This window comes from Pseudomaricurvus alcaniphilus (assembly GCF_011440395.1).
Lineage (GTDB): Bacteria > Pseudomonadota > Gammaproteobacteria > Pseudomonadales > Cellvibrionaceae > Pseudomaricurvus > Pseudomaricurvus alcaniphilus.
On sequence record NZ_JAAOIX010000002.1, the window covers coordinates 476241 to 501941 of the forward strand.

Genomic DNA, 25701 nt, shown 5'->3' on the forward strand with positions numbered 1-25701 from the left:
TGTAGGGTGGAGTATATATGGTGGTGAGACCATCGAGGCAAGAGCTTCAGCGGTCAGTTGCCGGAGTGCTGTCGCCAACTATAAACTCTGCGGCCTCTTATAATAATACTTATTGCAACACCCCCCCTATAGCGCAGCAATTCCTAATCTCGCAGCACCACTTTTATTGCTTTGCCGCTGGCATTGGTAACCGGCTTTTGGCTCCGCTTTGGGTGGGCTGCAGCGCTTGCGGCGGCTACCTGAGCCGATACCTGAGCCGAACTCAGGAGTAAGGCACCGGGATCGCCAGGGTTTCCTTCACTACCTCCATCACCATAATACTGGTGGAGCCCTGCACCCCGGGCACACTCAACAGAGTGTCCTGCAGAAATACCCGATAGGCGGCCATATCCGCCAACCGCGCCTTGACCAGGTAGTCAAAATTACCTGACACCAGGTAGCACTCCTGCACTTCCGGTAAATCAATGAGGGCATTTTTAAACTCCTCGAAACTCTGCTTGGAGGTGCGATCGAGGCGAATCTGCACAAAGACGATGAGGCCGGCATCCAGTTGCTCGGGGTTCACCGCCGCCGTGTAGCTCTTTATGTAGCCGTCCCTCTCCAGCCGCTTGACCCGCTCGATGCAGGGCGTGGTGGTCAGTCCCACCCGCTCGGCCAGGGCCGCGTAGGTGATGCGACCGTCTGCCTGTAGTTCCCTGAGGATATGGCGGTCGATGCGGTTGAGCTTTTCCAGTGCACTTTTCATGACATTGATTCTTTGTTCATGGCATTGATTCTTTGTTCATGGCAGTGGTTCGTTTTTCACGGCAATAGCCGTTCAAAGGCAGCAACAGAAGTTTATCCTGCCAATTTAAATATTTCAGGTTATTTAACCAAAAAGTTAAAAAAATACGAAAATATAACTTATACATTCCCTATAAACTAGCACCATTCACTAGGCAATCAACCTCTATCCAGTCAATCGCGCAAGCGGAGGAAAACACCATGCTTATCGGCGTACCAAGGGAAATCAAGAACCATGAATACCGCGTCGGCCTGACCCCGGGCGCCGCGCGGGAACTGATCAGCCACGGTCACCAGGTCATCGTAGAAACCAATGCCGGCAGTGGCATTGGCTTTGGCGATGACCAGTACAGCGCCGCCGGTGCCACCATTGTCGCGGGCGCTGAGGAAATCTTTGCCCGGGCGGACATGGTGGTCAAAGTGAAGGAGCCGCAACCGGTGGAGTGCAAGATGCTGCGCCCCGGCCAGGTACTCTTTACCTACCTGCATCTCGCCCCGGACCCGCAGCAAACCGCACTACTGATTGAGTCCGGCGCCACCTGTATCGCCTACGAGACTGTTACCGACAGCCGCGGCGGCCTGCCCCTGCTGGCCCCCATGAGCGAAGTGGCGGGACGTATGTCGATCCAGGCCGCTGCCCACCACCTGGAAAAAGCCCAGGGCGGCTCCGGCGTGCTGCTGGGCGGTGTGCCGGGGGTTGCCCCGGGCAAGGTGTTGATTATTGGTGGTGGTGTGGTCGGCACCAATGCCGCCAAGATGGCGGTGGGCCTCGGTGCTGACGTGACCCTGCTGGATCGCTCCCTGACCCGCCTGCGCGAGCTGGATGATGTTTTCCACAACAGCATCAAGACGGCTTACTCCAGCGTCGACGCCATCGACTACTATTCGGCCCACGCCGATGTCATTATCGGTGGCGTGCTGATTCCCGGCGCGGCCGCTCCCAAGCTGCTGCGTAAACATCACCTCGCTGCCATGCGGGAAGGTTCGGTCGTGGTTGACGTCGCCATCGACCAGGGCGGCTGCTTCGAGACCTCCAGGACCACCACCCACCAGGACCCGACCTACGTGGTCGACGGTATCGTGCACTACTGCGTGGCGAACATGCCCGGTGGCGTGGCGCGAACCTCCACCATCGCCCTCAACAATGCCACTCTGCCGTTTGCCGTGGCCCTGGCCAACAAGGGCGCCAGGCAGGCGCTGCAGGATGACAAACACCTGCGCAATGGCCTCAACATCCACGCCGGCCAGGTGACCTACGAGCCGGTGGCGACGGCGTTGGATTACGACTACACGCCCGCCGAGCAGGCGCTGCAAACAACCTAGTGCGGATCAAGCCAGCGCCTAATCCGGCTTGCGCAGTAGATACACCGCCAATGCCCGGCGCTGCAACTCGCTGATGGGCAATGCCGGCATGGGTGGCGGCGGCGACTGCAGCACGGCCAGCACCCTGGCATAGTCTTTCTGGCCGCGCAGGTGATCCAGCCGTCGGGGGCTCTCCCCGTGTTCATGGCAGCTACTGCAATCGAGTTGCTGATAAAGACTGCTGCCCTGGGCGGCGAGATTGTCCAGGTCGGCCTTGCGCACCCAGCGCGGCAGCGGCGTGGGTGTCGACGGGGTTTTACTCAGCGCCAGCACGTCACTGCCAGCGTCCTCAGCGTAAGCCACCCGGTAGATTGCGCCGGCGTAGTCGTCGGAAATATACACCGCACCATGAGGGCCCTGGGCGACATCCACCGGGCGCCCGACAATGTCGCCGTCGAGATTGAAGCCGGCGAGGAAATCCCGCTCCTCTATCCCGGACTCAGACCAGTGCAGCGACACCACCTTGTAACCGTCCGGCTCGCTGCGATTCCAGGAGCCGTGCAGGGCGACCAGGGCACTGCGCGCATAAGCCGCGGGCCAGGCGCTGGCATTGATAAACGCAATTCCGAGCGGCGCGTTGTGGGCGCGAAAGCTGTGCACCGGCGCCACCGGGGTGCGTTTGCGGCGCTGCGGGTCGGCGCCCATATCGGGGTCTTCGATATTGTTGCCGTTGTACCAGGGCCAACCGTAAAACGCGCCGGCTTCGATCAGGTTGAGCTCGCAGGGCGGGAAGTCATCGCCGAGCAAGTCGCGACCGTTGTCGGTGGCGTAGAGGTCACCACTCCAGGGCGCCCAGGCAAAACCGACGCTGTTGCGCAACCCCGTGGCCAGTATCTGGCCGTTGCTACCATCGGCGTCGAAGCGCATCATCGTGCCGCGGCGCGGATCCTCCTCGACACACACATTGCAGGTGGAGCCCTGTGACAAATACAACTTGCCGTCACTGCCAAAGCGAATGGTCTTGTAGGGGTGATTGCCGTCGTCACTGAGGCCATCGATAATCACCTCTGGCTTGCCGACCACTGTCCCGCTGGCGCTATTGAAACGTATTTTGCTGACCCGGTTGGCTTCGGCGTAATACAGATAGCCATCCTTGAAATCCATGCCCAGCGGACGATTCAAGCCACTGAGCAAAACTTCCGCCGAATCGGCGCTGCCGTCCCGGTCGTTATCCCGCTCCAGCAAGACGATATCGCTCTCCCGGGCGCGGCTAACCAGCAAGTCGCCCGCAGAGGTAAAGCGCAGGAACCGGGCATTGGGCAGATTGTCAGCGTAGAGGCTGAGTGAAAACCCCTCGGGCAAGGTGAAGCGCTGCGTGGCTTCGCCGGCGCTAACACTACTCCCGCCCTTGCCGGTAATCGCATGCAACAGTAGCGGCAGGCTACTGACCGCAATCGTGCCGGAGACCACCAGCGCCCCGATGCCCGCCACAGCCAACAGCAATACAACCACAAGGCCGATCAATAACCTACCACCCATCCGCGCCACTCCCGATTAGCGTTTGCCAGTTTCCAACAGGGGCCAATATAGCGCGCCCAGAGTGAATCTGCAGCCGGAAGGCTAGTGGATAGGTGTTATAAAAAGGGGTCGGTGACAAACGACAATCGAACTGATTCCTGTTTGTCACCGACCCCTTTAAATCCCCAAAGTGGTTAGGGCGGCCAGTAGTTGCTGCGGTGCGTCCAGCATCACATGGTGGTGACCCTCGGCAACGACCTGGAAAGTGGCGGATTGGGCCAGCATCGCGATGCGCTTGGCCCGGGTTAGGCCCACCACCGGGCTATTGCCCGCCAGCAGGTAGTGGCTCTTGACCGGAAGGTCGCGCAGCAGTGCTTCATCATCAGGCCGGGGCTGTAGTGGGGGCAGGCCCGGATCGTAGCTCCAGACCCAGCCTCCATCGCACTGGCGCAGTGACTTCTGCGCCAAATCACGGCGCAAGGCTTCGGGCATAGGTTGCGGCGGTGAGGTTCGAAACCGGGCAATCGCGTCCTCCTTATCCCGGTACACCCTGGCATTGCCAGTGGGGGCACCGGCGGGGAGCTGCTCGTCAACCTCGACCATGAAAAAGCTGTCGACCCAGACCAGCTGGGCGACGCGATGCGGCAGCATCCTGGTAACCACGGCCATCTGGTGCCCGCCCCAACTGTGGGCGACCACACAGTCCAGCTGCAGATCGAGGCTTTCAATCACCCCCACCAGATCGATTGCCCCCTGGTTATCCCGATAACAGCTGCGCGACTCACTGCCCCCCATACCGGAAAACTCAGGCACGAGGATACGAAACCTGCCACGCAGCTCGGCCACAATTCCGTCCCACCAGTGGGCGTTCGCGCGGTAGCCATGCACCAGCATAAGCGTCGGCGCCCCTGCCTGGGCAGCCGGCCAGTCAAATACCCGCAGCCTGGCGCCGTCGACGTCAATGCGGTGTTCTGCTACAGCTGCTGTCATAAACCAATCACACGAAATTTCATTTGCACTTCCTTAACCTGGTCAGTGCGCGCCGCGCGAAAGCTTCGGCGCGGCGTAAACATCAGGCAAACACTTCAAACAATGCGGCCGCACCCATGCCACCACCAACACACATTGAGACCACCACGTACTTCACTCCCCGGCGGCGCCCCTCAATCAACGCGTGCCCGACCATGCGTGCGCCGCTCATGCCATAGGGGTGCCCCATCGCTATGGCCCCGCCACTCACATTGTAACGAGCCGGGTCGATTTCCAGCGCATCGCGGCAGTAGAGGCACTGCACAGCAAAGGCCTCGTTCAATTCCCACAGCCCAACATCGTCGATGGTCAGGCCGTGGCGCTGCAGCAGTTTTGGAATCGCGTACACGGGCCCAATGCCCATTTCTTCAGGCGCATTGCCCATAACCGCCATACCCACATAGCGGCCCAGTGGCGCCAAACCCCGCCGCCCCGCTTCGGCCGCCTCCATCACCACGCACGCCGAGGCACCGTCGGAGAGCTGGCTGGCATTACCGGCAGTGACAGAACCGCCCTCGACCACAGCCGGCAACGACGCCAGGCCTTCCAGCGTGGTACCCGGGCGACAGCCCTCATCACGGTCGACGCTGACCTGGCGATAGCTGACTTCGCCACTGTCCTTATCCTTCACCATCTGGCTGGCACTTACCGCTACGATTTCAGCGTCGAAGCGCCCCTCAGCCTGGGCCTGGGCCATGCGCAGTTGCGACTCGAGCGCATAAGCATCCTGCTGCTCACGACTGACGTTATACTTGTTAGCGACGAACTCGGCGGTTTCCAGCATCGGCATATAGGCGTGCTTCTGGAAGTCCAGCACCGCCGGATCCCGCGCCTCCCGCGCCCACTTGAAATACGGGGCATTCAGCGCGGTAATATTCTCCACCCCGCCGGCCACCACGACGTTCATACCATCGGCCATAATTTGGCGGGAGGCGATGGCAATCGCCATCAAACCCGAGGAACACTGCCGATCGATGGTCTGGGACGGCACAGTCACTGGCAGGCCGGCGGCGAGGGTAGAGGCCCGCGCCACATTCAGGCCCTGGGTACCTGCGGTCAGTACGCACCCCATTACCATGTCTTCAATTTCATCCCCGGCCAATCCCGCCCGGGAAACCGCCGCTCGTATCGCCGCCGCCGCAATACTGGGTGAACTGGTGTTATTAAAAGCCCCCTTATAGGCTTTCGTTATGGGGGTTCGAGCTGTTGCCACTATGACCGCTTCGCGCACATTGCCTCCTGAGCATTGACTTTTAAACTGGACACACAACCCATAAACTAACACAATGTTATTTATTTATACAATAATTCTACGTTCTAAAATTGGGTCGCCGCATTGCTTCTGCCCATAAGCATTCAACTGCATAAAGCTGATAATCCAGCCACGAAACTAAAAACACAAGCAGGAACGAACCTGAAGAGCGCCACCTTAAAAACCTTATAAATAACGATATATTAGTTTTATAAGTGATTATATTTCGCTATCATTATGGGCAAATGAAAATTGCCCCAATAAATATTCGGGCTGGAATAGCGAGGCACCAGTTATGAATTCAACGGAAAAGCAGGCCAACCGGTTAGACTATGAGACCGTAATGAACTGGCCCTTCGAGACACTGACCGAAACCTACACTAGCGACGACTGCATTGCCTACGCCCGGGGTATCGCCGCCGGCAGTGATGCCGCCATTGCCACCGAGGAGAACCAGTACTGCAGCAGCGGTGGCGCCCTCAAAGCCCTGCCAATGATGTCGATTGTGCTCAATGAAGGCAGCATGTGGACCATGGATCCGGCCACCGGTATCGACTGGCGTAAAACCCTGCACACCGAAGAATCCATCACTATCCACAAGCCCTTGTCCACTGCCGCAACCCTCACCGCCAGATACGAGGTGGAAGAAATCTACGATCGCGGCGCGGGCAAGGGCGCATTTATGTACGAGCAACGGGTTCTCAGCGACACCGACAACAGTCCTGTCGCCACTATTCGTATCGGCACTTTTTTAACCGCTAACGGCGGCTTCGGTGGCGCAGCCAGCAATACACCGGCACCCATAAAAGTACCTGCAGAGCGCGAGCCGGATCAACTACTAGACCTGTCAACGCCGGGCCGCGACAACACCCGCTACCACCTTGGCGAGCAATTTGTCGGCGCCCTGAAGAACGTCCCCGGCGCCGAGGGAAAACCGCCACTGCGCGGCGTTTGTGCCTTTGGCGTCACCGGTCGCGCGCTGATACACATGGCCTGCAACGGACAACCCGAGCGTTTGAAGCACATGGGGTTGCGTTATAAAGCGCCGACATTTGCCGACGAAACCCTGCGCACTGAGCTGTGGTTTGACGACACCCCGGGCAGGGCATATTTTCGGGTCCGTTGCTTAGAGCGGGATACGGTCGTCATGGACAACGGCATTTTGGAGTTTGAACCGGGCTGAACAAGCCGACTATCCAGGGGGCCGCAGCGCGCGCGCCCCTCTTTTTTGTCAACTACCCCCTGTCACCCCGCAGCAAGCCCTGTAGATTGCTGCTCATAACCTTCTCGATTTCGGCATCCCCTAACACAGAGAATTCTCTGATGTAATCCAGCGGGTGGGGCAGGCCCTCCGGGTGCGGAAAATCGCTGCCAAACAGGATGCGCTCTACCGGTATCAACTCGGCCAGTTCGCGAATATTGTCTTCATAAAACGGCACCACATAAATGTGCTGGCGGAACTGTTCCACCGGGTGGCGCTTAAAATGGCCGGGCATCTGGCCGTAGACCCGCTCCAGCCGCTGCAGCAGCGGCGGCAACCAGTGGGCCCCGTTTTCCACCGATGCGACCCGTACATTGGGGAAGCGTTCAAAGACACCGTGGCAGATCAGCGCCGACAGACTGTCGCTGATGGCTCGCCCCAGGGCATCAAGGCAGGCTTTAAACGGTGTCGGCTCGAAGGGAATCCACTCTTTCGCACCACCCTCCCAACGGCGGCTCAAATCGTCATAGCCGGAGTCAGACGCGTGCAAACAGACGAAGATACCGGCCTCCTCGACTCGCGCCCAGAACGGGTCGAACTCGCGGTCACCCAGCGAGCGCCCACCCAGTGGCCCCGGCACGGGCGCAGGGCGCACCCCCACCACGCGGGCACCGCGCCGCAGGGCAAGCTCCAGTTCCCTTACCGCCAGCGTGACATCGGAAAGATTGATCATGGCAACCGGGTACAAACGCTCACTGCGCGAGAAGCCCCACTCATCCTCGACCCAACTGTTGAGCGAAGCGAACAGCCCGGCAATGGCGTCCGGCTTATGCCCCAGGCGCGCTTCCACCACCGAGGCCAGGGTCGGGAATACCATCGAGGCGTGAATCCCCTGCTGGTCCAGCTCAGCCAGCTTGCCTCGCCCCGTGCGCCAGGGTTCCGGTGGCGCCAGTGGCTTGCCGCTGAGTTCACGCATACTCAACCCCTCGTAGTTTTGCCCCCGATACCATTTTTCATGGGCGCCAGGTGCGGCGACAACGGCAAAATCCGGGTTGGGGATATAGTCGGTAAGCACGCCATCGATGGCCAGTTTTTTGCGGCCCTTGGCCTCGACAAACTGAAAATCTTTGGCAAATTTTTTCGGCAGATACCGCAAGAACGCCTCTTCACTTTCATAGAGATGGCTGTCGGCGTCCCAAACGGGAAAATCAATCCGCTCGCGCGCAATGTCCTGTGCGGATATTTTATTATTCGAGCTGGTCACATCTTTCTCCTGCGATAGAGTGCTGTATTGTGCCTGTTACGGCTCAACTGTATGCCATAAAACCATTGTCGATTGCCCGCACTTCACGACCGACCACCGTCACCCGAAAATAAACTCCGGCCTCTTCCTGCCAGACTTCGGTACGCAGGCTTTCACCGGGATACACCGGGGCACTGAAGCGACAATCCATGCTCCCCATGCGCGCGGGATCATTGTCACAGCAGAGCCGAATCAAACTGGCACACGCCACCCCAAAACTGGCAAGCCCCTGCAGTATGGGCCGTTCGAATCCGGCTTTGCGGGCAATTTCCGGGTCGGCGTGAAGGGGGTTCATATCGCCGTTCAGGCGATATAACAGAGCCATTTGCGGCGCAGTATGGTGGACTATAGCGGCGCTGGGGTTGCGAGCGGGTATGGCGTGCAGCTGTGGTTGGAGTTGCGTGTTGCCACCCATGCCGCCATCGCCGCGACAAAACACTGTCTGCACCATGGTGCAATAGAGCACGCCACTGTCCCGATCGATAAGCTGGCGCTCGAAGTACACCAGCGCCCCCTTGCCTTCGCCCTTGTCGATCACGTCCACAATGCGACTGCGGGCAACGATATGGGCCTCGCTCGGCAGCGTCTCGTGCATTGTCATCGATTGCCCGGCGTGCAGAATTTTTACCCAGTCCAGACCGCTGTCGAGATCCCGTGCCCAAAAGCCCGGGTGCGCCAGGGTCATGGACAGGCTCGGCAGTACCTGCAGATCTTTCTCGTAGACAAATGCCAGCTCGGTCGGGTCCAATGGGTTGCTCCCCAGACCCAGGCTAAGCGCATACAGCTGGCAGTCTTTGACGCTATAGTGAACCGTTTTTTCCGGTATCTGCAGTGCCAGTAATTGTTGGTAGCGGGTGGGCATGTTTTTCCTTTTCTGTCAGTGTGGCACGGCTCAAAGAGTGAGCTTGAACAGCGAGTTGAGTTGCCACCGCCGTCGTGCCGATTGATTCACAAAGTGTTGGTCACTGCGCGATCTTATTTGCCTTTTCCTACTTGCCTTTAAAGACGGGTTTGCGCTTGTCGAAAAAAGCCTTTACTCCCTCCTGGTGATCTTCGCTGAGATAGAGCGCGGGCTGGTAATCAACCTCGGCCCGCAGGGCGTCTTCCAGTGAACCGAAACCTTTGGCGTAAGCCGCTTTGATCAAGGCAACAGGCATCGGCGCGGCACTGCAAAACGCCTCCGCGCGCTCGAACGCCACCGCTACCGCTTCACCTTTGGCGCAGCTGTGATCAACCAGAGCCAGGGCCTCGGCTGAGCTGAGGTCCAGTACCTCGGCGCTGAAAAACAGTTGCTTGGCTTTGGCCACACCAACCCGCTGTGCCAGGGTCCACATCAAACCCATATCCGGCACCAGACCAACTTTGTTAAACACCGCGCACAGGGAACTGCCCGCGGCCGCCACCACCACATCGCAAGCCAACGCCAGCGACATACCCAGGCCAAAGGCCACGCCTTCAATCGCACACACTACCGGCTTGGGGCCAGCCGCGAGTAGCCGCACAATATGATGGGCGTGCTCGATGCGCTGGCGCGACCCCAGGATGGGCCGATCTTTTTGCATGGCGGACACGTCGCCGCCGGCACAGAAATGCTCACCCGCACCACTGAGCACGATGGCTCGACAGTTTTCGTCAGCGTGAGCGGCGCGCAGCGCATCGGCCAACAAACTGGTCATTTCACCACTGAGGGCATTGCGGCGCTTGGGATTGCTCAGCTCAATATGAGTGATCGCGCCCTGCTTACGCACGCCGATGGGACTGGTGGATGAAAAGGTATCGTTCATAAATGTTTCCCTGGGTAGTGTTCATCCAGCAGCTCTGCTTATTGTCATCCCCGTGCAGGCCGCGGTCGGCGTCCCGGAACCCGGCAACCCATCGAAATCTATGGCTTTCCGCTTGCGCTGGAATGACGGCAGATTGCTAATTTCGCCGTTTCCGGGTGGACACTGGTTAACCCCGCGACACGCTGATTACTTGCCGGTAAAAACCGGCTTGCGGCGCTCACGGAAAGCGTTGATTGCCTCCTGGTGATCGTCGGTCTGGCCGGCGATGTGCTCATAGGCCATGCCCGCATCCATCATGCTGTGCGCCAGTTGCTTGAGCGGTATATTGATCACTTGCTTGGTCCAGCGCACGGACTGCATCGGCATGGCCAGCAGTCGATCACAGTAGGCATCCACCGCCGCATCCAGCTCAGCCGCGGGCAGCGCCTTGTGAATCAGGCCCATGTCTTCCGCCTGCTTGCCCTTCAGCACTTCGCCGGTAAACAGGTAGTGCTTGGCGCGGGCGTAACCCATCAACTGCGGCCAGATCACACTGCCGCCGTCGCCGGCGATCAGGGCCACGTTGTTGTGCGGGTCACCAAATTTGGCGTCTTCGGTGGAGAAAGTGATATCGGCCAGAAACGACAGGGTGGTACCCAGGCCGATGGCGTCACCGTTGACCTTGCAGATCACCGGCTTTTCGCAGTCCAGCAGCGTGTAGACAAAGCGCTTGGCTTCGCGGATGGTGCGGTGCATCAACTCGGGGTTATCGCGCAGCTTCTGCATGTACTCAAGGTCACCGCCGGCGGTAAACGCGCGACCGGCACCGGTCACTACAATGATTTCGCTGTCGAGGTCTTCGGCGACATCGAAGAACACCCGCGACAACTCGCGGTGCCCCTCTTCACTGAACGCGTTCAGCTTGTCCGGGTTATTGAGAATAATATTAAGCACCTTGCCGCGACGCTCAAACTTGAAAAATTCATACCGTTCAAAAAAAGACATACTGTGACTCCGTGGAAAAGTTTTTAGAGTGTCGACGCTGTGCCCAACACCAGTGTCGCTTCACTGGACAGGGTACCGCCATTGCCGTGGGAAACCGCGAGGTTGGCATTGGCCACTTGCCGCTGCCCGGCTTCACCGCGCAGCTGCAGGCAGTTTTCTATTATCGTGAACAGGCCGTACATGCCTGGATGACAGCAGGACAAACCGCCGCCGTTGGTGTTCACCGGCAGGCGGCCACCGGGAGCAATCGCGCCATCGGCAACAAAGTTGCCGCCCTCGCCCTTGGGACAAAAGCCCAGGTCCTCGAGAAACAAAATGGTATTGATAGAAAACGCGTCATAGACATTGACTACGTCCATATCGGCGGGGGTATAACCCGCAAGGGTAAAGGCACGCTGGCCGGATTCCGCCGCCGGGGTGACGGTCAGGTTTTCCATCTGGTCGACATTGGAATGCCAAACAGCCGCGGCACCGCCCAACAGATAAACCGGCTTTTGCACCAAATCTTTGGCGCGCTCGGCACGGGTCATTACGATCGCCGCGCCACCATCGGTAATCAGGCAACAGTCGGTTTTACGCAGCGGGTCAGAGACCATGCGCGAACTCAAACAGTCCTCAATGGTCAGCTCACCCTTGCCGTGCATAAAGGCTTCCGGGTTGAGGTTGGCCCAGGCCCGGGCGGCCACTGCCACTTCCGCCAAATGGGTTTCGGTAGTGCCGTATTCGTACATATGCCGCGCCGCTGCGAGGGCGTAGGATGACAGCGGGTTCATGGGTCGGTAGGGCTTTTCGTAGGGCGAGGCCTGGCGCATGGACACGAGGCCGCCGGCACCGGTGCGCTGGTTACTGCCGTAACAAATCAGGGCGGTGTCGATATAGCCCATCTCCAGCAGAATAGCGGCGTTGATGGCGTGGGAAAAAAACGCCGAACCACCGGTGCGGTTATTGTCGGTAAAACGCGGGCGAATGCCCAGGTATTCCGCCGCCGCCAAACCGGACAGCGCGTCGTCGCCGGTGCACACAAACAGGCCGTCGACATCGCTCAAGCTGAGGTTGGCGTCGGCCAGCGCCAGGTGGGCAGAGCGCGCCACCAAGTCCATCGGCTTATAGCCGTGGGCTTCGCCCATACCAAAGGTGGCGGCACCGACAATGGCGGACTTACCGCGGGGGAACTTTTCCATACTACTTCTCCAGATTCTTTTATCGGTCGCGAGTGACCATCAGCCCCGCGAGCGAGCCAGGCCCAGTGCCTGTTCCGCCACCAGGCTGCGCTGCACCTCACTGGTACCGCCGTATATGGTCGTGCCGATCGATTGCCGATAGCCCACCTCCAGGTGACCGAGGCCGTCCCGCTGGGTCATGACACTGTAGGGCGCACACAGATCCATCAGGTCGTCGGCGTCACGCTGGTAGTACTCGGTGGCAAACAGCTTGGCCATCGGCCCCCAGTAGCGGTTATGAATTTTTTCTGCCATGCCCCATATGGCGCGGTAACACAGCAGGGTCGATACCTCGAGGTGCACCCGGGCTCGCGCCAGGCGGCTGGCGACCTGGTTATCGGCCAGCAGTGGCTGGCTATCGCGCTGCGCTTTCAGGGCCCATTTCTCCGCCGCGTGCAAGGCGGTGACGTGACCGTGGCGATACTGGTCGGCGGAGCCGTGCTCCATCTCCAGGGTGGAGGCCATCACTTTCAGACCGCCGTCCACCTCACCGACCAGGTATTTCCCGGGTAAATTGACATCGCTGAAATAGACGATATTGGTGCGCTCATCCTGCAGGGTATGCACCGCATGCACCTCGATCCCGGGCAGGTCCATTGGCACCAGGAACACACTCAAACCGGCGTGCTTGGGCTTGTCGGTATTGGTCCTGGCCAGCAGGAAGCAGTAGTCAGCCAGGTTGGCGGCGGTGGTAAATATTTTTTGGCCATTGATCAGCCAGTCGCCGTTGCCTTGTTGCTGGGCGATGGTTTTGGCCGCAAACACATCGCAGCCGCAGGACGGTTCGGTAAAGCCCATGCAGGCCAGCGATTCACCGGACGCGAAACGGGGCAGAGATTCCGCTTTGGCCTCCTCGGTGCCGAAGCCCATGACGATTTGGGCCACCTGGTTGGTAATCGGCGCGGTGACATGCTCCCAGCCCTCCGCTTCGATCACCGCGGTCATGGCCGCCACCGCGTAGGCACTTTTCTCACGCCCACCGTACTGCTTGGGCCAATGGGGAAACAGCATGCCTTCTCTGGCCGCCAGCTTATTGAACTCGGGGTGGAAACCATCCACGGAATGATGGGCGTGAGCACGCAATTCGGGCGTCATGTATTTGCTGAAAAAAGCGCGGGTTTCTTCCGCAAAGGCCGCCGCGTCCGCACCCAGGCTGTAGTCCTGTTGATTGTCACCCGCTGCAGGCAGCAGGGTCGACACAGACCCGGCCCGCTGCCCGACAGAGCGCTGCCCGACAGAGCGCTGCCCGGGCCACAGACAGTCGGCTGCGTCGAGCAGGGCACGCTGGGGGTCGCCCGCCGCCGCTGGCCAGGCTTTCGCACGGCGGTAGTACATCTGGATATCGTATTCCAGCGACACCCCGTATCCGCCAAAGGTACGCAGCGCTTTGGCCATGGCCTTCGAGCTCACCTCCGCGGCCCACCAAAACGCCATGGCGATATCCGCTGCCGCCGAATCGCGACCTGTGGCCAGCGACCACACCGCTTTGCGCGCCAGCAGCTGCGCACCCTCAACCTGGGAGATGGCGTCGGCCAGCGGGTGGGAAAGACCTTGAAAGCTGGAAATCGGCACCCCGAAAGCCTTGCGCTCGTTGGCGTATTCCGCCGCCATGCGCAAGCCCTGTTCCGCCAGGCCGCCCAGCGCTGCGGCGACCAATACGCGCCACTCCTGACAGGCCACGTCAAAGCGAGAGACGGCTTCGGCGCCGCTGGCGATTTTAAAATTGTCCAGCTTTACACCACTGTCGAGCACTGCCAGTGCACCGCTGCCGAGGTTCTCGACAGCGACGAAGTGGCGGGAATTCAACAGATAAACGTGGTCGTCATCCGCCAGCAGCAGGTAGTCGGCCACAGCCGCGCCATTGATCGGCGTACGGCGGTCGGTCAAACGCTGGGGCAGGAAACTCAAGAGCGCGCCCGCGCCAATCTCGGTAACCGCAGCCGCGGCTGAGGCACTGTTTTGGGCCAGTGCCACCAGGGTTTGCGACGCGGCAAGGTGCTCCAGCAAAGGCACAGACACCAGGTACTTGCCAAATTGCTCGGCGACGATCAGCGCATCCAGCAGACTGCTGCCCAGGCCACCGGCCTCTTCCGGCAGCCGCATTACATTCAGGCCCATGTCCTGCAGGTGCTGCCACAGCACTGCGTCGTAACCCGTGGCCTCCGCCGCCCGCACTCGTTCAGCGGTAGACTCAGCCGCGAATAATCGCGCCACCGACTCCTGCAGCATGTTCTGTTCATCTGTAAGGTACAAGTTCATGGGTCGTATCGGTCTCAAAGCGTGCATTGCAACAAATAATAAACTAACATATATTCAGTTATCAAGTGGCGATTAGCTTACGCCCGGATTTAACCCGCCAACGGGCACCGATAAAAAAGAGGAAATACTGTGAGAGACCACGTGGCTTTTACGCTTGCCGACACCCTGGAGGACAACGCCACGCGCTTTGCCAGCCAGCCGGCGTACCTGATGCAGGATCAAAGTATCACGCACCGTCAGCTTTTGGAACGCGCCAAACGGATCGCCTCAGCGAGCGAGAAGGCCGGATTGAGACGCCAGGATCGGGTCGGCATACTGTCCATGAACAGCCTGCCCTACGGTGAAGTCGTGGCCGCCTGCCAGTGGAGCGGCCTGATTCTTTCCACCGTGAACTTCCGTCTCGCCGGCCCCGAGATCAGCCATATTCTGTTGGATAGCGGCCCCAGAATCCTGTTCTTCGAAGCCCAATACGCCGAGCTGATCGAGGGCATTCGCGAGCAAACTACCAGCATCGAGCAGTATATCTGCCTGGACGGCGCGGTTAGCTGGGCCACGCCCTACGAAGAGTTTATCGCCACCGGTGACCCTGAAGGCTCCAGCTATCGGGCACGGGAAGAGGATATCGCCGCCCTGATCTACACCGGTGGCACCACCGGCAAACCAAAAGGTTGCATTCTCGGCCAGCGCGAGATGCGGCTCGGCGCCCAAACCATGTCAATAGAAACTCGCTCGGGGCCGGAAGATCGCATATTGCTGGTCATGCCACTGTTTCATATCGGTGCCCTGGCCATGGGTATGGGCATTCACTTTCGCGGCGGCACTGTAGTCCTGCATCGGCAGTTTGAGCCCGCCGCGCTGCTGCAGGCCGTCAATGACGATGGCGTCACCATTCTGCACCTGGCACCGACACTGGTACAGCTGGTATTGGACCAACCCAATATTAACGCCATCGATTTCAGTAAACTGCACACCATCGTCTACTCCGCCGCCGCCATGCCCCTGCCGTTGCTCCAGCGCGGCATGGAGTTACTCGGGCCCATTTTTATCAACCTCTACGGCCAGACCGAAGTGTTCAGCTCCGGCCTGCTGCGCGAACAGCATCGCCCCAATGGCAGCGAGCGGGAAAAGCGCTGGCTAACCTCCGTTGGCCAGCCCTTCCCCGGCACTCGCATCCGTATAGAAGACGATCACGGCAACCCCTGCCCGCCAGAAGTGGCGGGTGAAATCGTGGTCCAGTCCACCGCTATGGCCCGCGGCTACTGGAACAACCACAAAGCCAGCATTGAAACCTTCCGCGACGGCTGGTGCTATACCGGCGATGTGGGCCTGTTCGACCAGGACGGTATGCTGTATCTGGTTGACCGCAAAAAAGACGTGATAATTTCCGGTGGCGAGAACATCTATTCCCGTGAGGTCGAGGACGCCATTCTCAGTCACAACGCCATTAGCGAATGTGCGGTGATTGGGATGCCCGATGAGAAGTGGGGAGAGTCGGTCTGCGCCGTTGTGGTCATGGGCGCAGGTGAACAACTGAGTGAGACCGAGGTCATCGCCCACTGCCAGGCCATGATCGCCAGCTACAAAAAACCGCGCAGCGTCATCTTTGCCGACAGCATCCCCAAACTGCCGACCGGTAAAATAGACAAGGTCAGCCTGCGCAAACAGTATCACCCTTAACGAACGCGCTCCCGCTAAACCTCTCCCAGTCACCCTGCCACAGCGGATCCGGCATCGTCGCTGTAGCAGGGTGCACCTGACGTCACTGATGAGTACAAAATGAGCCACCAAATAACCTAACACTGTGTCAGTTTAGAAAATCTTACCAACCCCAGCCTCGCGAAAAATGGGCGGCTACGACAGCCTCTGCCGACCGCACTTACACCATAAAACAGACCACCATTAAGCCATTAAAACACTTCTAATCCGGGTAATACCTGTGGGTAATTGGTCCGTTTGAACGGTGCCAATTGTACTCCGCAACAAAGCCCTGCAACCCTCAATGAACAAATGGTGCTTGCAAGCAAGGCTCACTTGGGTTTAGAGTTGTAAAAGTGACTGATGGTTAGTTTTATGTTGTTATCGGTCGCCTCGGTACAAGTGACTTGCCCTATACGGCTGAAGAAGTCCGGCCTGGCTGCCGCAGCAACCATCACCATAAAAATGATGAAATTTCGATAATTATCGATTGGAGAAGCGCCTACATGATTACAAGAAAAACTTATCAACAAGTTGCACTGGCAACAGCGATCGCGTCCTTTGCTACCATGGGTAACGCCGTTGAACTGGAAGAAATCGTCGTTACGGCACAAAAAAGGGCGCAGAACCTTCAGGACGTACCGATTTCGGTGGATGTGGTCCAGGCCAGCGACTTGCAAAATCGCGCCATTAACAATGCGCAAGACCTGGCCATTGCAACTCCTTCGGTTTCCTTCCAGAAAGGCGGTATGCCGTTTGCGAATAATTTCATCATGCGTGGCATCGGCTCCATGGCGTTCGAAGGCGGCATCCAGCCCAGCGTCTCGTTTGTCGTGGACGGCGTGCCCCTGTCCCGAATCAGCGAATTCTCAGCGGATTTGGGCGACATCGAGCGCATTGAAATCCTGCGCGGCCCCCAGGGCACGCTCTACGGTCGCAACGCCACTGGCGGTGCGGTAAATATTGTGCGCGCCACACCAATCGACACCATTGAAGGTTATGTGCAGCAGACCATAACCGATGACGACGAGTACACCACCCGCCTGATGTACAACACGCCCCTGTCCGACTCCGTCAATATGCGGCTGTCAGGCAAATATACCCACCGCGATGGCTATCTCGAGAACGTGATTGCTGGCAATCCTGATCTCGGCGGTGAGGAATCTTATGGCCTGATGGCCAAGTTTGGGATTGAGATCAACGACACCACTGACTTGTTGATCTCCGCCGACTACCGGGATCAAAAGACATCGGAAGGTGCCCAGCACGTCGACCAGGTCGAATCAGGCCCCGGCGTAGACCCGGTATCGCGCCTGCCCTATGCCACCATCGGCGCCATTCGCCTGGCGGCACTGGGCGGCGGCGACCCGGCACTGGGACAACAGGTTGTCAACGACCCCTTTAAAATCAGCCAGGATCACGAGCAGCAGGGCAATATGGAAGCCTACGGCCTGACCTTCGACCTGAGCAAAGAGCTGAACGATGACATCACCTTGAAATCGATCACCGCCTGGCGCTCCAGCGCCAGCTACTCTTCCATAGACGTCGACAATACACCAGCCAACACCACCCAAACCTACAACATGGGCCTGGTTGCCATCGTCGACAGCACCTTCAATTCGCGCCCGCACGACGAGATAATTGCCAACGAAATCGAGTACTTCAGCCAGGAGTTACGCCTGGAAGGCTCCACCGATTCCGCGGAATGGATTGCCGGCATCTACCTCAGTCACTCCGAAGAGGTTGCCGACAACACTGCGCCGACCTCTCTGTTCAATAACGGCGTGCTGCGCTTCGACCCCAAAGAGGCGACCGCCAGCTGGGACAGCTACGCTATATTTGGCGACGTAACTTTCCAGGTGACCGAAACCTTTGATGTGTTTGCCGGCCTGCGCTGGACCCAGGAAGACATGGACATCGAGTACAGCAACGCGGTCTACACCTTCCCCCTGATCAACCTGGGTAACGGTATAGTGATACCGGCCGATGTATTTACCTTCGGCGAGGAGTTCACCGCGGTCGACGTCAATCACCCGGCATTAATCGCTGAACTGGCACCGGGCTTCACCCTGCTCGACGCCCTCACCTCCAGGACTGCATTCCAACGCGATGACACCTCCGCCGACTGGAGCGGGCGCCTCGGCTTTACCTGGCACTTCTCCCCGGATTCGCGCCTGTACGCCTCCGCCTCCCGCGGTTTCGTCGGCGCCGGTGCCAATATCGGCCGTTCGGCCAACGCCAATAATGCCGTGGTCGACCCATCACTCACCGAGGCCTACGAGCTGGGCATCAAAACCCGCCTGTTTGACAACAGCGTGCAGTTTAATGCCGCCGCCTTCTGGCAGGAGGTGACCGACCTGCAGACCTCCAGGGTCGTGCCGGGCTCCATCAATACAGAGACTTTCAACGCCGGCACCCTGACCACCCAGGGGCTGGAAGTGACTCTGGATTGGGCCGCGACCGAGATGCTGACGCTGTCCGCCAGCGCCTCCATCCTGGATACAGAGATCGATGACTTGATCCAGCCCTGTTACCCCGGCCAGACCGCCGCCCAGGGCTGTAACGTCGACAACGGCGGCGGCAATTTTGTCCAGGATGTATCCGGCAATAAAATGATCTTTGCCCCGGACCTGGCCTACACCGTCTCCGCCCGCTGGGATATCCCCCTCAACGGCATGCCGTTTGATATGTTTGCCATGCTCAATTACACCTGGCAGGACGACGTCAGCATGACCCTCGAGTACGACCCGGAACTGGTCCAGGATTCCTATGGCTTGACTGACCTGACCGTTGGCCTCGAAGACAATGACGGCGACTGGTCGCTGCTGCTGGTGGGTAAAAACATCACCGACGAGTATTTTGCCAGCACCCTGACCGCCTCCAATGGCTACGCCGGACAAGGTCGCGTCCTGAGTCGCAGCACGCGGGGAGCCCAGGCCTACTGGGGCCTCACGGCCAAGTACAATTTTTAAAGTATCTTTTGCGGCCCGAAAACAGCAGGCACCAGCCCCCGGCAAACGGTCCGGGGGCTGAAGGCAGCGTCTCCTGCTTGCAGTTTCAACACAGTGGCGCCGCCGCACAGCGCAGCTTGCTGAAAACAGACGCCGCGATCGGCCCCAGCGCTATGTACTCCCGCAAGAACCCCGAGCTGCCGACCTGCAAAACATGACCCACGCCGATATTAAAGCCATGACCGAGCACTTTGACCGCAATGCCGAGCGGGGCATCCATGTTGATTATCAGACGGTAGAGCGTATCAGTGTCGTAACGAGTAGAAAACGGGATGGTCATCACCGCGAATAACTGCTGTTAATAATAATGATTTCAAGCAAAGGGACCGAGCCATGAATATAGCGCACCCCCCAAAAGAAAATAAACTGGGCCAAAGCAGGATAATCCTGGCCCAAACCAGGGGCCCCACGGAAAAGAAAATCATCGCAGATTGGTTGCACAACAACCTCATAGCGCAACCGGGTTACGACCGGGAAATCATCTACATTGACTACCCCAAACTGGACGCCAGTCGCACCACACAACGCCTGCACCAGCGCCTGGCGCGAGGCGATAACCCGACACTCTGCCCGGTACGGGTAGCCTGGCTGCCGAAAACGCGCAACGGTAAACCCCAGGTCTATTTGCGCGACCTGGTAACCATCGGCGATCCGCGCTCCCCGCGTGAATACGCCAAACGCCTGATCGCCAAACAACACCCCGAGCGCGTGCGTATTCTCGAAGGCGAGCCCGCCACTCTGACAGAGCTGCGCGGCATCCTGGAACAACAGCGCCCAGGTGACGCGGAACACAAGCTGGCTCATTTCGTGGTCCGGCGCGCGACCCTCGCGCTGGAGCGCGCCTCGTCGCAACTGCTGGGCCCGCAATATAAAATGCCAAAACTGGTGCTGGAAGAGATTCGCAGCTCCAGGCGTTTTCAGGAAGGTTTGCGCCAGCTCGCCGAGGACAAGCAGTTGGCGCTGACCCAGGCTGAGCAGTTGGCAGAAAAAGCACTGCGCGAACTGGCATCGGGCTTCACCCCGCTGGGGCTGGACTTCAACCTCATCATGGGCCGCTTCCTCTACCGTCGCGGCTACGCCGAGAAGCTGGATATCGACCCCGGTCAAATTGAAGCCGTGCGCGCGGCACTGCGCGGTAAACCCGGCATTATACTGCCCTCACATCGCTCCAATATGGACGTCGGGGTCATGACGGTGGCCATGCACGAAGCCGGGCTGCCGCGCACCAGCACCCTCGGCGGGATCAATATGAGCTTTTGGCCCATGGGCTATATCATGCGTCGCTCCGGAGTGATATTTATTCGCCGGGATATCCGCAGTGATCCGGTCTACCGCTGGGTACTGAAGGAGTACCTCGGCTATATGGTGGAAAAGCGCTTTAGCCTGCAGTGGTATATCGAGGGCACCCGCTCCCGCACCGGCAAATCCCTGCCCCCCAAACTGGGACTATTAAAATACGTGGTGGACGCCTACCGCGAGGGCCGCTGCGAAGATATCGCCCTGATCCCGGCCGCCACTACCTATGATCAACTCAACGAAGTCAAAGACTATGCCGGCGAAGCCATGGGAGTGGCGAAGAAAAAGGAAGACCTGAAATGGATGCTCAACTACTTTAAATCGTCCCGCGGCCGCTTTGGGCGTATCTATGTTCGTTTTGGAGAACCGCTGTCATTGAGCAGCTATTTTGGCAGCCAGCAAGACGCCCGCCAGCTTAGCGACAGTGATTACCATCTGGCGCTGCAAAAGCTCGCTTTTGAGATATCCTGGCGCATCAACCAGGCGACCCCCATCACCGCCATATCCCTCATCACCATGACGACTTTAAGCGCCTTTCGTCGCGCCCTGAGTTTTGAACAATTAAAAATGGTACTGAAGGAATTTGTGCTCTACATAGAGCGCAATGATGCACCGATGACCGCCAGTGCCAAACGCCTGCTCCGCGATGAGGGTGTGCAGGAGGAACTCGAGGCACTGATCGGCCAGGGGCTAATCCACGCCGAAACCGAAGGCCCGGAACCCGTGTACACCATCAACCACGATGCCCATGTGGCGGCGTCTTACTATCGCAACTGGATCATTCATCACTTTCTCGACAGTGCCATTGCCGAGATGGCGCTTACCGCCGCCGCCGAGAGTGACAATCCGTTGCAGGCTCTCAATACCTTTTGGGAGAGCGCGTTCCAGCTGCGCGACCTGCTCAAGTTCGACTTCTTTTTTCTCGAGAAAAACCAGTTTCGCGACGGCCTGACGCAACGCTTGCAGCGGGTAGACAAGGATTGGGAGCAGGCCCTGGGCAAGGGCCGGGAATCCACATTAGCGCTGCTGGCCGCCATGCAACCCACCACCAGCGACAGTGTCTTGCGCAGTTTTCTGGAAAGCTACTGGGTGGTAGCGGTATGCCTGGAAATGCAGGCCGATAGCAGGATCAGCGACGGCAATGCCTTCTTCAAATTCTGCGCCGGGGCAGCACGCCAGTACCTGCTGCAAAAACGCATTGTGCACTCAGAGGCCGCGTCGATACATCTGTTTAAGACCGGATTGCAAATTGCCCAGAATCGCGGCGTCATCGACAGCGATGGCAACTATCAGCGGCGCCAGGGCAGCGCCTATATCGAGGAACTGGAAACCCTGTTGCAACTCAATGAGCAACGCTTCGCATCCGCCCGCCGCCACTTCAATCAACGATTTTATCAGCGAGTTGAACAACATGACTGAAAGCCAAACCCGTTTTAAAGATGAGGTCGACGCCCTGGAGCTGCTTATGCTGCGTGGCGAATCCTCCATCAAAACACGCAGCTCCATGCTGTCGATTGCCCTGCTCGACGAAGTACCGGACTTCACTGAACTGCGCGAGACGTTCGAATACGCCAGCCGCCAGTTTATTCGCCTGCGCCAGCATATTGTTGCACCTGCTGTCGCCATCACGCCGCCGCGCTGGGTGGTCGACCCGGACTTCAACCTCGACTACCACTTGCGACGCATCAGCCTCGCGACTCCCGGTCAATTGCGGGACCTGCTCGACAGCGCCGGCCAGATCCTTGCCACGCCCATGGACACCCAGCGCCCCCTCTGGGAAGCCTATGTCATTGAAGGCTTGCACGAAGCCGGTGCCAAAGCGGCCCTGGTAATGAAAATGCACCACGCTGTATCCGATGGCATGGGGGGCCTGATGCTCTTGCGGCTGCTGTTCAACAGCAGCCGAGAGCCATCAGCCCGCCCTGCCGTGCCGACGCCTATCCCCCAGGATATGGATGCCATCACCCTCACCCGACGGGGGCTCAATCGCGCCATCGCTGTTACTTTACCGGCCTTGGGTCAAACCCTGCGGCAGGGTATCGCGGCGGGTAAAGGTATTCTGCAACACCCCCGCGAACGCCTGGAGGAGCTGCGCCAGCAATGGCAATCGGCCAAACGCATTCTGGGTAATAACAGCAGCCCGGTTTCACCGCTGCTAAAACGCCGCAGCCAGGGCCGCCGCCTCGACGTCCTGGAGTACCCGCTGGCCGACCTGAAACTCTGCGCCAATGCCCTGGGCAGCACCATCAACGATGTCTATATTGCGGCAATCGCCGGGGGACTGGGACGTTACCATGAGGCTCTGCACTGCCCTCACACGCAACTGCCGTTGGCCATGCCAGTCGATCTGCGTTCCGCCAATGACGGCGACGGCGGCAATCACTTTGCCGCAGCACGTATCAATCTGCCCCTGAACGAAGCCGACCCCACGCGGCGTATCGCCTCAATCCAGAAGCAGGTTCGCGCTGCCATCGCTGAACCGGCGATCAATATTATGAGTCGCATTGCACCGTTACTGGTTCATTTGCCAGACACCGCGTTGAACGAAATGGCTGAGCTTGCCAGCCCGGTGGATGTCCAGGCCTCGAATGTGCCGGGGTTAAAAGAGACTGCCTATATCGCTGGCAGCAAAGTAGTGAAAATGTATCCTTTTGGTCCCCTGCCGGGTATTCCCCTGATGCTGGTAATGATATCCCACGAGGGTGTGTGCTATATCGGCAGCCACTGTGACACGGCGGCAATCCGCCAACCGGAACTGTTGCGACAATGCCTTGACGAAGAGTTTTCAGCGTTGCTCGCGCTAACCGGTGGTGCCAGCACTGTCGCCGGTGACCACAAAACCAACCGGACTAAAACTGTACGCGCAAATGCCACTGCGAAAGCGAAAACAGGCAAATCAAAACCCACTCAGGCCGCTGGCAACAGCACCGTGCCCAAAGCAACGGCCATTAATGAGCCGGCCCAGACGCAGAAGTCACCCGGCGCGCAAGGAAACCCAATATGAAACACGCAGGCACACCTGTCGAGCCGACCCTGGACGAGATTAAAACATCCACCCCGGGGCCTACGGTTTGCGCTTTTTTTGATTTGGATGGCACCATCATTGCCGGTTTTTCTGCCGCCCACCTCAGCAAGCAGCGCCTGAAAAACAAGGAAATCAGCCTGCAGGAATTCCTGCGCACCATCAACACCGGGATCAATGCCGCAATGGGCAAAGCCGATTTCGAGGATCTGCTGCAGATCGGGGCCGACGCCTGGGCCGGCCGCAATCACAACGAACTGATGGCCATGGGCGAGATTTTATTCAATAAGAAAATTATCAATCTGATCTACCCGGAAATGCGCAAAATCATCAAGGCCCACCAGCAACAGGGGCACACCGTGGTGCTCTCCTCTTCTGCTACCGCTTACCAGGTAGAGCCCATCGCGCGTTTTTTGGGTATCGAGCACGTCCTCTGCAATCGCTTTGCGTTACAGGAGGGGAAACTCAGCGGCGAATTGTGCAAGCCGGTCATCTGGGGCGAGGGCAAGGCCCACGCCGCACAGAGCTTTGCCAGCGAGAGGAACGTGCAACTGGGTGATTGCTTTTTCTATGCCGATGGCGATGAGGATGAGGCCCTGATGCACCTGGTTGGCCAGCCGCGACCGATCAACCCCGGCAAACGCCTGGCCCGTGTTGCTCGATCCCGCGGCTGGCCCGTGCACCGCTTTGTCAGTCGCAAGAACAACAGCGCACTGCGCTCTACTGCGGGTGTGTTAAGTGTGTTTCCCTTCGCCGCTGCCGGGGCAGGACTGGCACTGCTCAAGCGTGACAAGCGCGCCATACTCAACTACGCATCGCCCCGCTGGATCGAGCGAATGTTTAAAATCAATGGCGTAAAGCTCAATGTGACTGGCTCTGACAACCTCTGGGCGCAGCGCCCGGCGGTGTTTATTTTTAATCACCGCAATAATTACGATGCCTTTATGGCCGCCAGATTGATTGAGAAAGACTTTACCGGTGTCGGCAAGAAAGAACTGGAAAACCACTGGTTGACCGGCACCATCGGCAAGCTCGCCGATGTTGCTTTTATCGACCGGGCCGACTCAAAGGCTTCTGTAGAGGCCCTCAAGCCCATCGAGGAACTGGCCCGTAAAGGCATCTCTATCTGCCTTGCACCTGAAGGCAACCGGGTCGATACAGAACTGGTGGGTGACTTCAAAAAGGGCGCGTTCCGCATGGCCATGGCGGCGGGCATACCGGTGGTACCCATCGTCTTTCGCAACGCTGAGATGATTGCCGCCCGGGACGCGGCGGTCATGAGTCCGGGCACCGTGGATGTCACCGTACTGCCACCGATTGCCGTTACAGACTGGACTCTGGACAATTTGAGCGAGCGCATCGAGGGCGTTCGGCAATTGTATATAGACACTTTGAACAACTGGCCGCAAAACGGGAGCGCTGAGAGAAAGGATCGTACGGAGAGCAAGTAGCGCCAGGGGTTCGTACACTGCAGTACAGTATGCGAACCCCTGTTCAATTCAGGCGTGAATAAGCCTTATGACAACAGCTCAAAGAATGGCACCCACACGTCTTCGCGCTGCTCGAAGCACACCTTGACCCGGTCGCCGATCTGCACCGCGCCGGGCTCGACACCGGGCATGGCAGAGGTGAGGCGTAAACCCGGCTGCTCATCCAGTTCCACGATAACCAGTATATAGGGCACTTTCAGGCCGGGCATCCAGGGCATGCGGTTTACGGTAATGGCTCCTACCGTGCCAGTACCCGCCAATGGTTTGGCCGCAATCCCCTCCCCCAAACACTTGCGGCAACAAACACTGGGTGGATGCTGCCAATAGTGGCACTCATCGCAGTATTGCATACGCAACTCGCCGTCTGCACCGGAGGTCCAGAAAAACGCGTTCAACTCATCCAGTTCCGGTGCCGGCCCCATGGTTGTCTCGGCATGGTCTTTTGCAGTGTTGGCTGATTGCTCAACGCCTGGTTTATTATCACTTGTTGCGGTCATTTTCATGCATCCATTGTTTTGGCGGAGAGTCGCTGCAGTTAACTTTCGCAGCGCC

Annotated in this window: 19 protein-coding genes; 7 read left to right on the forward strand and 12 right to left on the reverse strand. The window is 58.7% G+C overall.

Going from position 1 to position 25701, the window contains the following annotated elements; all coding sequences use genetic code 11:
- Positions 1 to 262: 262 nt before the first annotated feature.
- Positions 263 to 745: an Lrp/AsnC ligand binding domain-containing protein gene (locus G8764_RS08175; RefSeq protein ID WP_166163976.1), complete on the reverse strand. Its 483-nt coding sequence runs from the start codon at positions 743 to 745 to the stop codon at positions 263 to 265.
- A gap of 239 nt (positions 746 to 984) precedes the next feature.
- Between G8764_RS08175 and ald the strand changes: the two genes are divergently transcribed.
- Positions 985 to 2106, forward strand: a complete 1122-nt coding sequence (gene ald / locus G8764_RS08180) for an alanine dehydrogenase (protein WP_166163978.1) — start codon at positions 985 to 987, stop codon at positions 2104 to 2106.
- 18 nt (positions 2107 to 2124) lie between these two features.
- Here the strand turns inward: ald and G8764_RS08185 are convergent, their stop codons facing one another.
- The 3 genes from G8764_RS08185 to G8764_RS08195 form a co-directional block, all read right to left on the reverse strand.
- Entirely contained in the window at positions 2125 to 3624 is a 1500-nt protein-coding gene (locus tag G8764_RS08185) for a PQQ-dependent sugar dehydrogenase (RefSeq protein WP_166163980.1), read from the reverse strand.
- A gap of 156 nt (positions 3625 to 3780) precedes the next feature.
- A complete protein-coding gene (locus G8764_RS08190) occupies positions 3781 to 4593 on the reverse strand; it encodes an alpha/beta fold hydrolase (RefSeq protein WP_166163982.1) in 813 nt (270 codons plus the stop codon).
- Positions 4594 to 4675: 82 nt separating this feature from the next.
- Positions 4676 to 5863 (reverse strand): acetyl-CoA C-acyltransferase, encoded by a 1188-nt coding sequence (locus tag G8764_RS08195; protein WP_166163984.1) that lies wholly within the window; start codon positions 5861 to 5863, stop codon positions 4676 to 4678.
- Between the two features lie 316 nt (positions 5864 to 6179).
- Here G8764_RS08195 and G8764_RS08200 point away from each other — a divergent pair, with 316 nt between their 5' ends.
- Entirely contained in the window at positions 6180 to 7067 is an 888-nt protein-coding gene (locus tag G8764_RS08200; RefSeq protein ID WP_166163986.1) for an FAS1-like dehydratase domain-containing protein, read from the forward strand.
- Positions 7068 to 7119: 52 nt separating this feature from the next.
- Here the strand turns inward: G8764_RS08200 and G8764_RS08205 are convergent, their stop codons facing one another.
- From G8764_RS08205 to G8764_RS08230, 6 genes are all read right to left on the reverse strand, one after another.
- On the reverse strand, positions 7120 to 8349 hold the full coding sequence (locus G8764_RS08205) for an amidohydrolase family protein (protein WP_207951758.1): 1230 nt from the start codon (positions 8347 to 8349) through the stop codon (positions 7120 to 7122).
- 43 nt (positions 8350 to 8392) lie between these two features.
- Complete coding sequence (locus G8764_RS08210; protein ID WP_166163988.1) at positions 8393 to 9250, reverse strand: MaoC/PaaZ C-terminal domain-containing protein; 858 nt, start codon at positions 9248 to 9250, stop codon at positions 8393 to 8395.
- A 127-nt stretch (positions 9251 to 9377) separates the two neighbouring features.
- Positions 9378 to 10172 carry an enoyl-CoA hydratase/isomerase family protein gene (locus G8764_RS08215; RefSeq protein ID WP_166163990.1) on the reverse strand — a complete coding sequence of 265 codons (795 nt, stop codon included), beginning with the start codon at positions 10170 to 10172 and terminating at the stop codon, positions 9378 to 9380.
- A 186-nt stretch (positions 10173 to 10358) separates the two neighbouring features.
- The gene (locus G8764_RS08220) at positions 10359 to 11156 is read right to left on the reverse strand and encodes an enoyl-CoA hydratase/isomerase family protein (RefSeq protein WP_166163992.1); all 798 of its coding nucleotides are present in this window, start codon (positions 11154 to 11156) and stop codon (positions 10359 to 10361) included.
- A gap of 23 nt (positions 11157 to 11179) precedes the next feature.
- The gene (locus tag G8764_RS08225; protein ID WP_166163994.1) at positions 11180 to 12337 is read right to left on the reverse strand and encodes a thiolase; all 1158 of its coding nucleotides are present in this window, start codon (positions 12335 to 12337) and stop codon (positions 11180 to 11182) included.
- A gap of 39 nt (positions 12338 to 12376) precedes the next feature.
- On the reverse strand, positions 12377 to 14635 hold the full coding sequence (locus G8764_RS08230) for an acyl-CoA dehydrogenase family protein (RefSeq protein WP_166163996.1): 2259 nt from the start codon (positions 14633 to 14635) through the stop codon (positions 12377 to 12379).
- Positions 14636 to 14764: 129 nt separating this feature from the next.
- Here G8764_RS08230 and G8764_RS08235 point away from each other — a divergent pair, with 129 nt between their 5' ends.
- Both G8764_RS08235 and G8764_RS08240 read left to right on the forward strand, forming a co-directional pair.
- Positions 14765 to 16312 carry an AMP-binding protein gene (locus G8764_RS08235; protein ID WP_166163998.1) on the forward strand — a complete coding sequence of 516 codons (1548 nt, stop codon included), beginning with the start codon at positions 14765 to 14767 and terminating at the stop codon, positions 16310 to 16312.
- 524 nt (positions 16313 to 16836) lie between these two features.
- Positions 16837 to 19302 carry a TonB-dependent receptor gene (locus G8764_RS08240; protein ID WP_166164000.1) on the forward strand — a complete coding sequence of 822 codons (2466 nt, stop codon included), beginning with the start codon at positions 16837 to 16839 and terminating at the stop codon, positions 19300 to 19302.
- Between the two features lie 85 nt (positions 19303 to 19387).
- Here G8764_RS08240 and G8764_RS08245 read toward each other — a convergent pair whose 3' ends face one another.
- The gene (locus G8764_RS08245; RefSeq protein WP_166164002.1) at positions 19388 to 19624 is read right to left on the reverse strand and encodes a hypothetical protein; all 237 of its coding nucleotides are present in this window, start codon (positions 19622 to 19624) and stop codon (positions 19388 to 19390) included.
- Between the two features lie 50 nt (positions 19625 to 19674).
- On the opposite strand from G8764_RS08245, the gene G8764_RS08250 reads away from it, so the two are divergent.
- The 3 genes from G8764_RS08250 to G8764_RS08260 are packed head-to-tail and all read left to right on the forward strand — an operon-like array spanning position 19675 to position 25110.
- On the forward strand, positions 19675 to 22056 hold the full coding sequence (locus tag G8764_RS08250; RefSeq protein ID WP_166164004.1) for a glycerol-3-phosphate 1-O-acyltransferase: 2382 nt from the start codon (positions 19675 to 19677) through the stop codon (positions 22054 to 22056).
- Positions 22049 to 23641 carry a wax ester/triacylglycerol synthase family O-acyltransferase gene (locus tag G8764_RS08255; RefSeq protein ID WP_166164006.1) on the forward strand — a complete coding sequence of 531 codons (1593 nt, stop codon included), beginning with the start codon at positions 22049 to 22051 and terminating at the stop codon, positions 23639 to 23641. The genes G8764_RS08250 and G8764_RS08255 overlap by 8 nt, the downstream gene beginning before the upstream one ends.
- Positions 23638 to 25110, forward strand: a complete 1473-nt coding sequence (locus tag G8764_RS08260; RefSeq protein ID WP_166164008.1) for an HAD-IB family hydrolase — start codon at positions 23638 to 23640, stop codon at positions 25108 to 25110. The genes G8764_RS08255 and G8764_RS08260 overlap by 4 nt, the downstream gene beginning before the upstream one ends.
- 65 nt (positions 25111 to 25175) lie before the next feature.
- On the opposite strand, the gene G8764_RS08265 is transcribed toward G8764_RS08260, so the two are convergent.
- Positions 25176 to 25646 carry a Zn-ribbon domain-containing OB-fold protein gene (locus G8764_RS08265; RefSeq protein WP_207951759.1) on the reverse strand — a complete coding sequence of 157 codons (471 nt, stop codon included), beginning with the start codon at positions 25644 to 25646 and terminating at the stop codon, positions 25176 to 25178.
- Positions 25647 to 25701 lie beyond the last annotated feature (55 nt).

What these genes read in the sequence shown, in the direction of transcription:
- G8764_RS08190 (WP_166163982.1), bottom strand. Translation starts at nt 4,593, where the DNA reads ATGACAGCAGCTGTAGCAGAACACCGCATTGACGTCGACGGCGCCAGG.
- G8764_RS08185 (WP_166163980.1), bottom strand. Translation starts at nt 3,624, where the DNA reads ATGGGTGGTAGGTTATTGATCGGCCTTGTGGTTGTATTGCTGTTGGCT.
- G8764_RS08240 (WP_166164000.1), top strand. Translation starts at nt 16,837, where the DNA reads ATGATTACAAGAAAAACTTATCAACAAGTTGCACTGGCAACAGCGATC.
- G8764_RS08250 (WP_166164004.1), top strand. Translation starts at nt 19,675, where the DNA reads ATGAATATAGCGCACCCCCCAAAAGAAAATAAACTGGGCCAAAGCAGG.
- G8764_RS08255 (WP_166164006.1), top strand. Translation starts at nt 22,049, where the DNA reads ATGACTGAAAGCCAAACCCGTTTTAAAGATGAGGTCGACGCCCTGGAG.
- G8764_RS08220 (WP_166163992.1), bottom strand. Translation starts at nt 11,156, where the DNA reads ATGTCTTTTTTTGAACGGTATGAATTTTTCAAGTTTGAGCGTCGCGGC.
- G8764_RS08265 (WP_207951759.1), bottom strand. Translation starts at nt 25,646, where the DNA reads ATGACCGCAACAAGTGATAATAAACCAGGCGTTGAGCAATCAGCCAAC.
- G8764_RS08210 (WP_166163988.1), bottom strand. Translation starts at nt 9,250, where the DNA reads ATGCCCACCCGCTACCAACAATTACTGGCACTGCAGATACCGGAAAAA.
- G8764_RS08260 (WP_166164008.1), top strand. Translation starts at nt 23,638, where the DNA reads ATGAAACACGCAGGCACACCTGTCGAGCCGACCCTGGACGAGATTAAA.
- G8764_RS08175 (WP_166163976.1), bottom strand. Translation starts at nt 745, where the DNA reads ATGAAAAGTGCACTGGAAAAGCTCAACCGCATCGACCGCCATATCCTC.
- G8764_RS08215 (WP_166163990.1), bottom strand. Translation starts at nt 10,172, where the DNA reads ATGAACGATACCTTTTCATCCACCAGTCCCATCGGCGTGCGTAAGCAG.
- G8764_RS08230 (WP_166163996.1), bottom strand. Translation starts at nt 14,635, where the DNA reads ATGAACTTGTACCTTACAGATGAACAGAACATGCTGCAGGAGTCGGTG.
- G8764_RS08225 (WP_166163994.1), bottom strand. Translation starts at nt 12,337, where the DNA reads ATGGAAAAGTTCCCCCGCGGTAAGTCCGCCATTGTCGGTGCCGCCACC.
- G8764_RS08200 (WP_166163986.1), top strand. Translation starts at nt 6,180, where the DNA reads ATGAATTCAACGGAAAAGCAGGCCAACCGGTTAGACTATGAGACCGTA.
- ald (WP_166163978.1), top strand. Translation starts at nt 985, where the DNA reads ATGCTTATCGGCGTACCAAGGGAAATCAAGAACCATGAATACCGCGTC.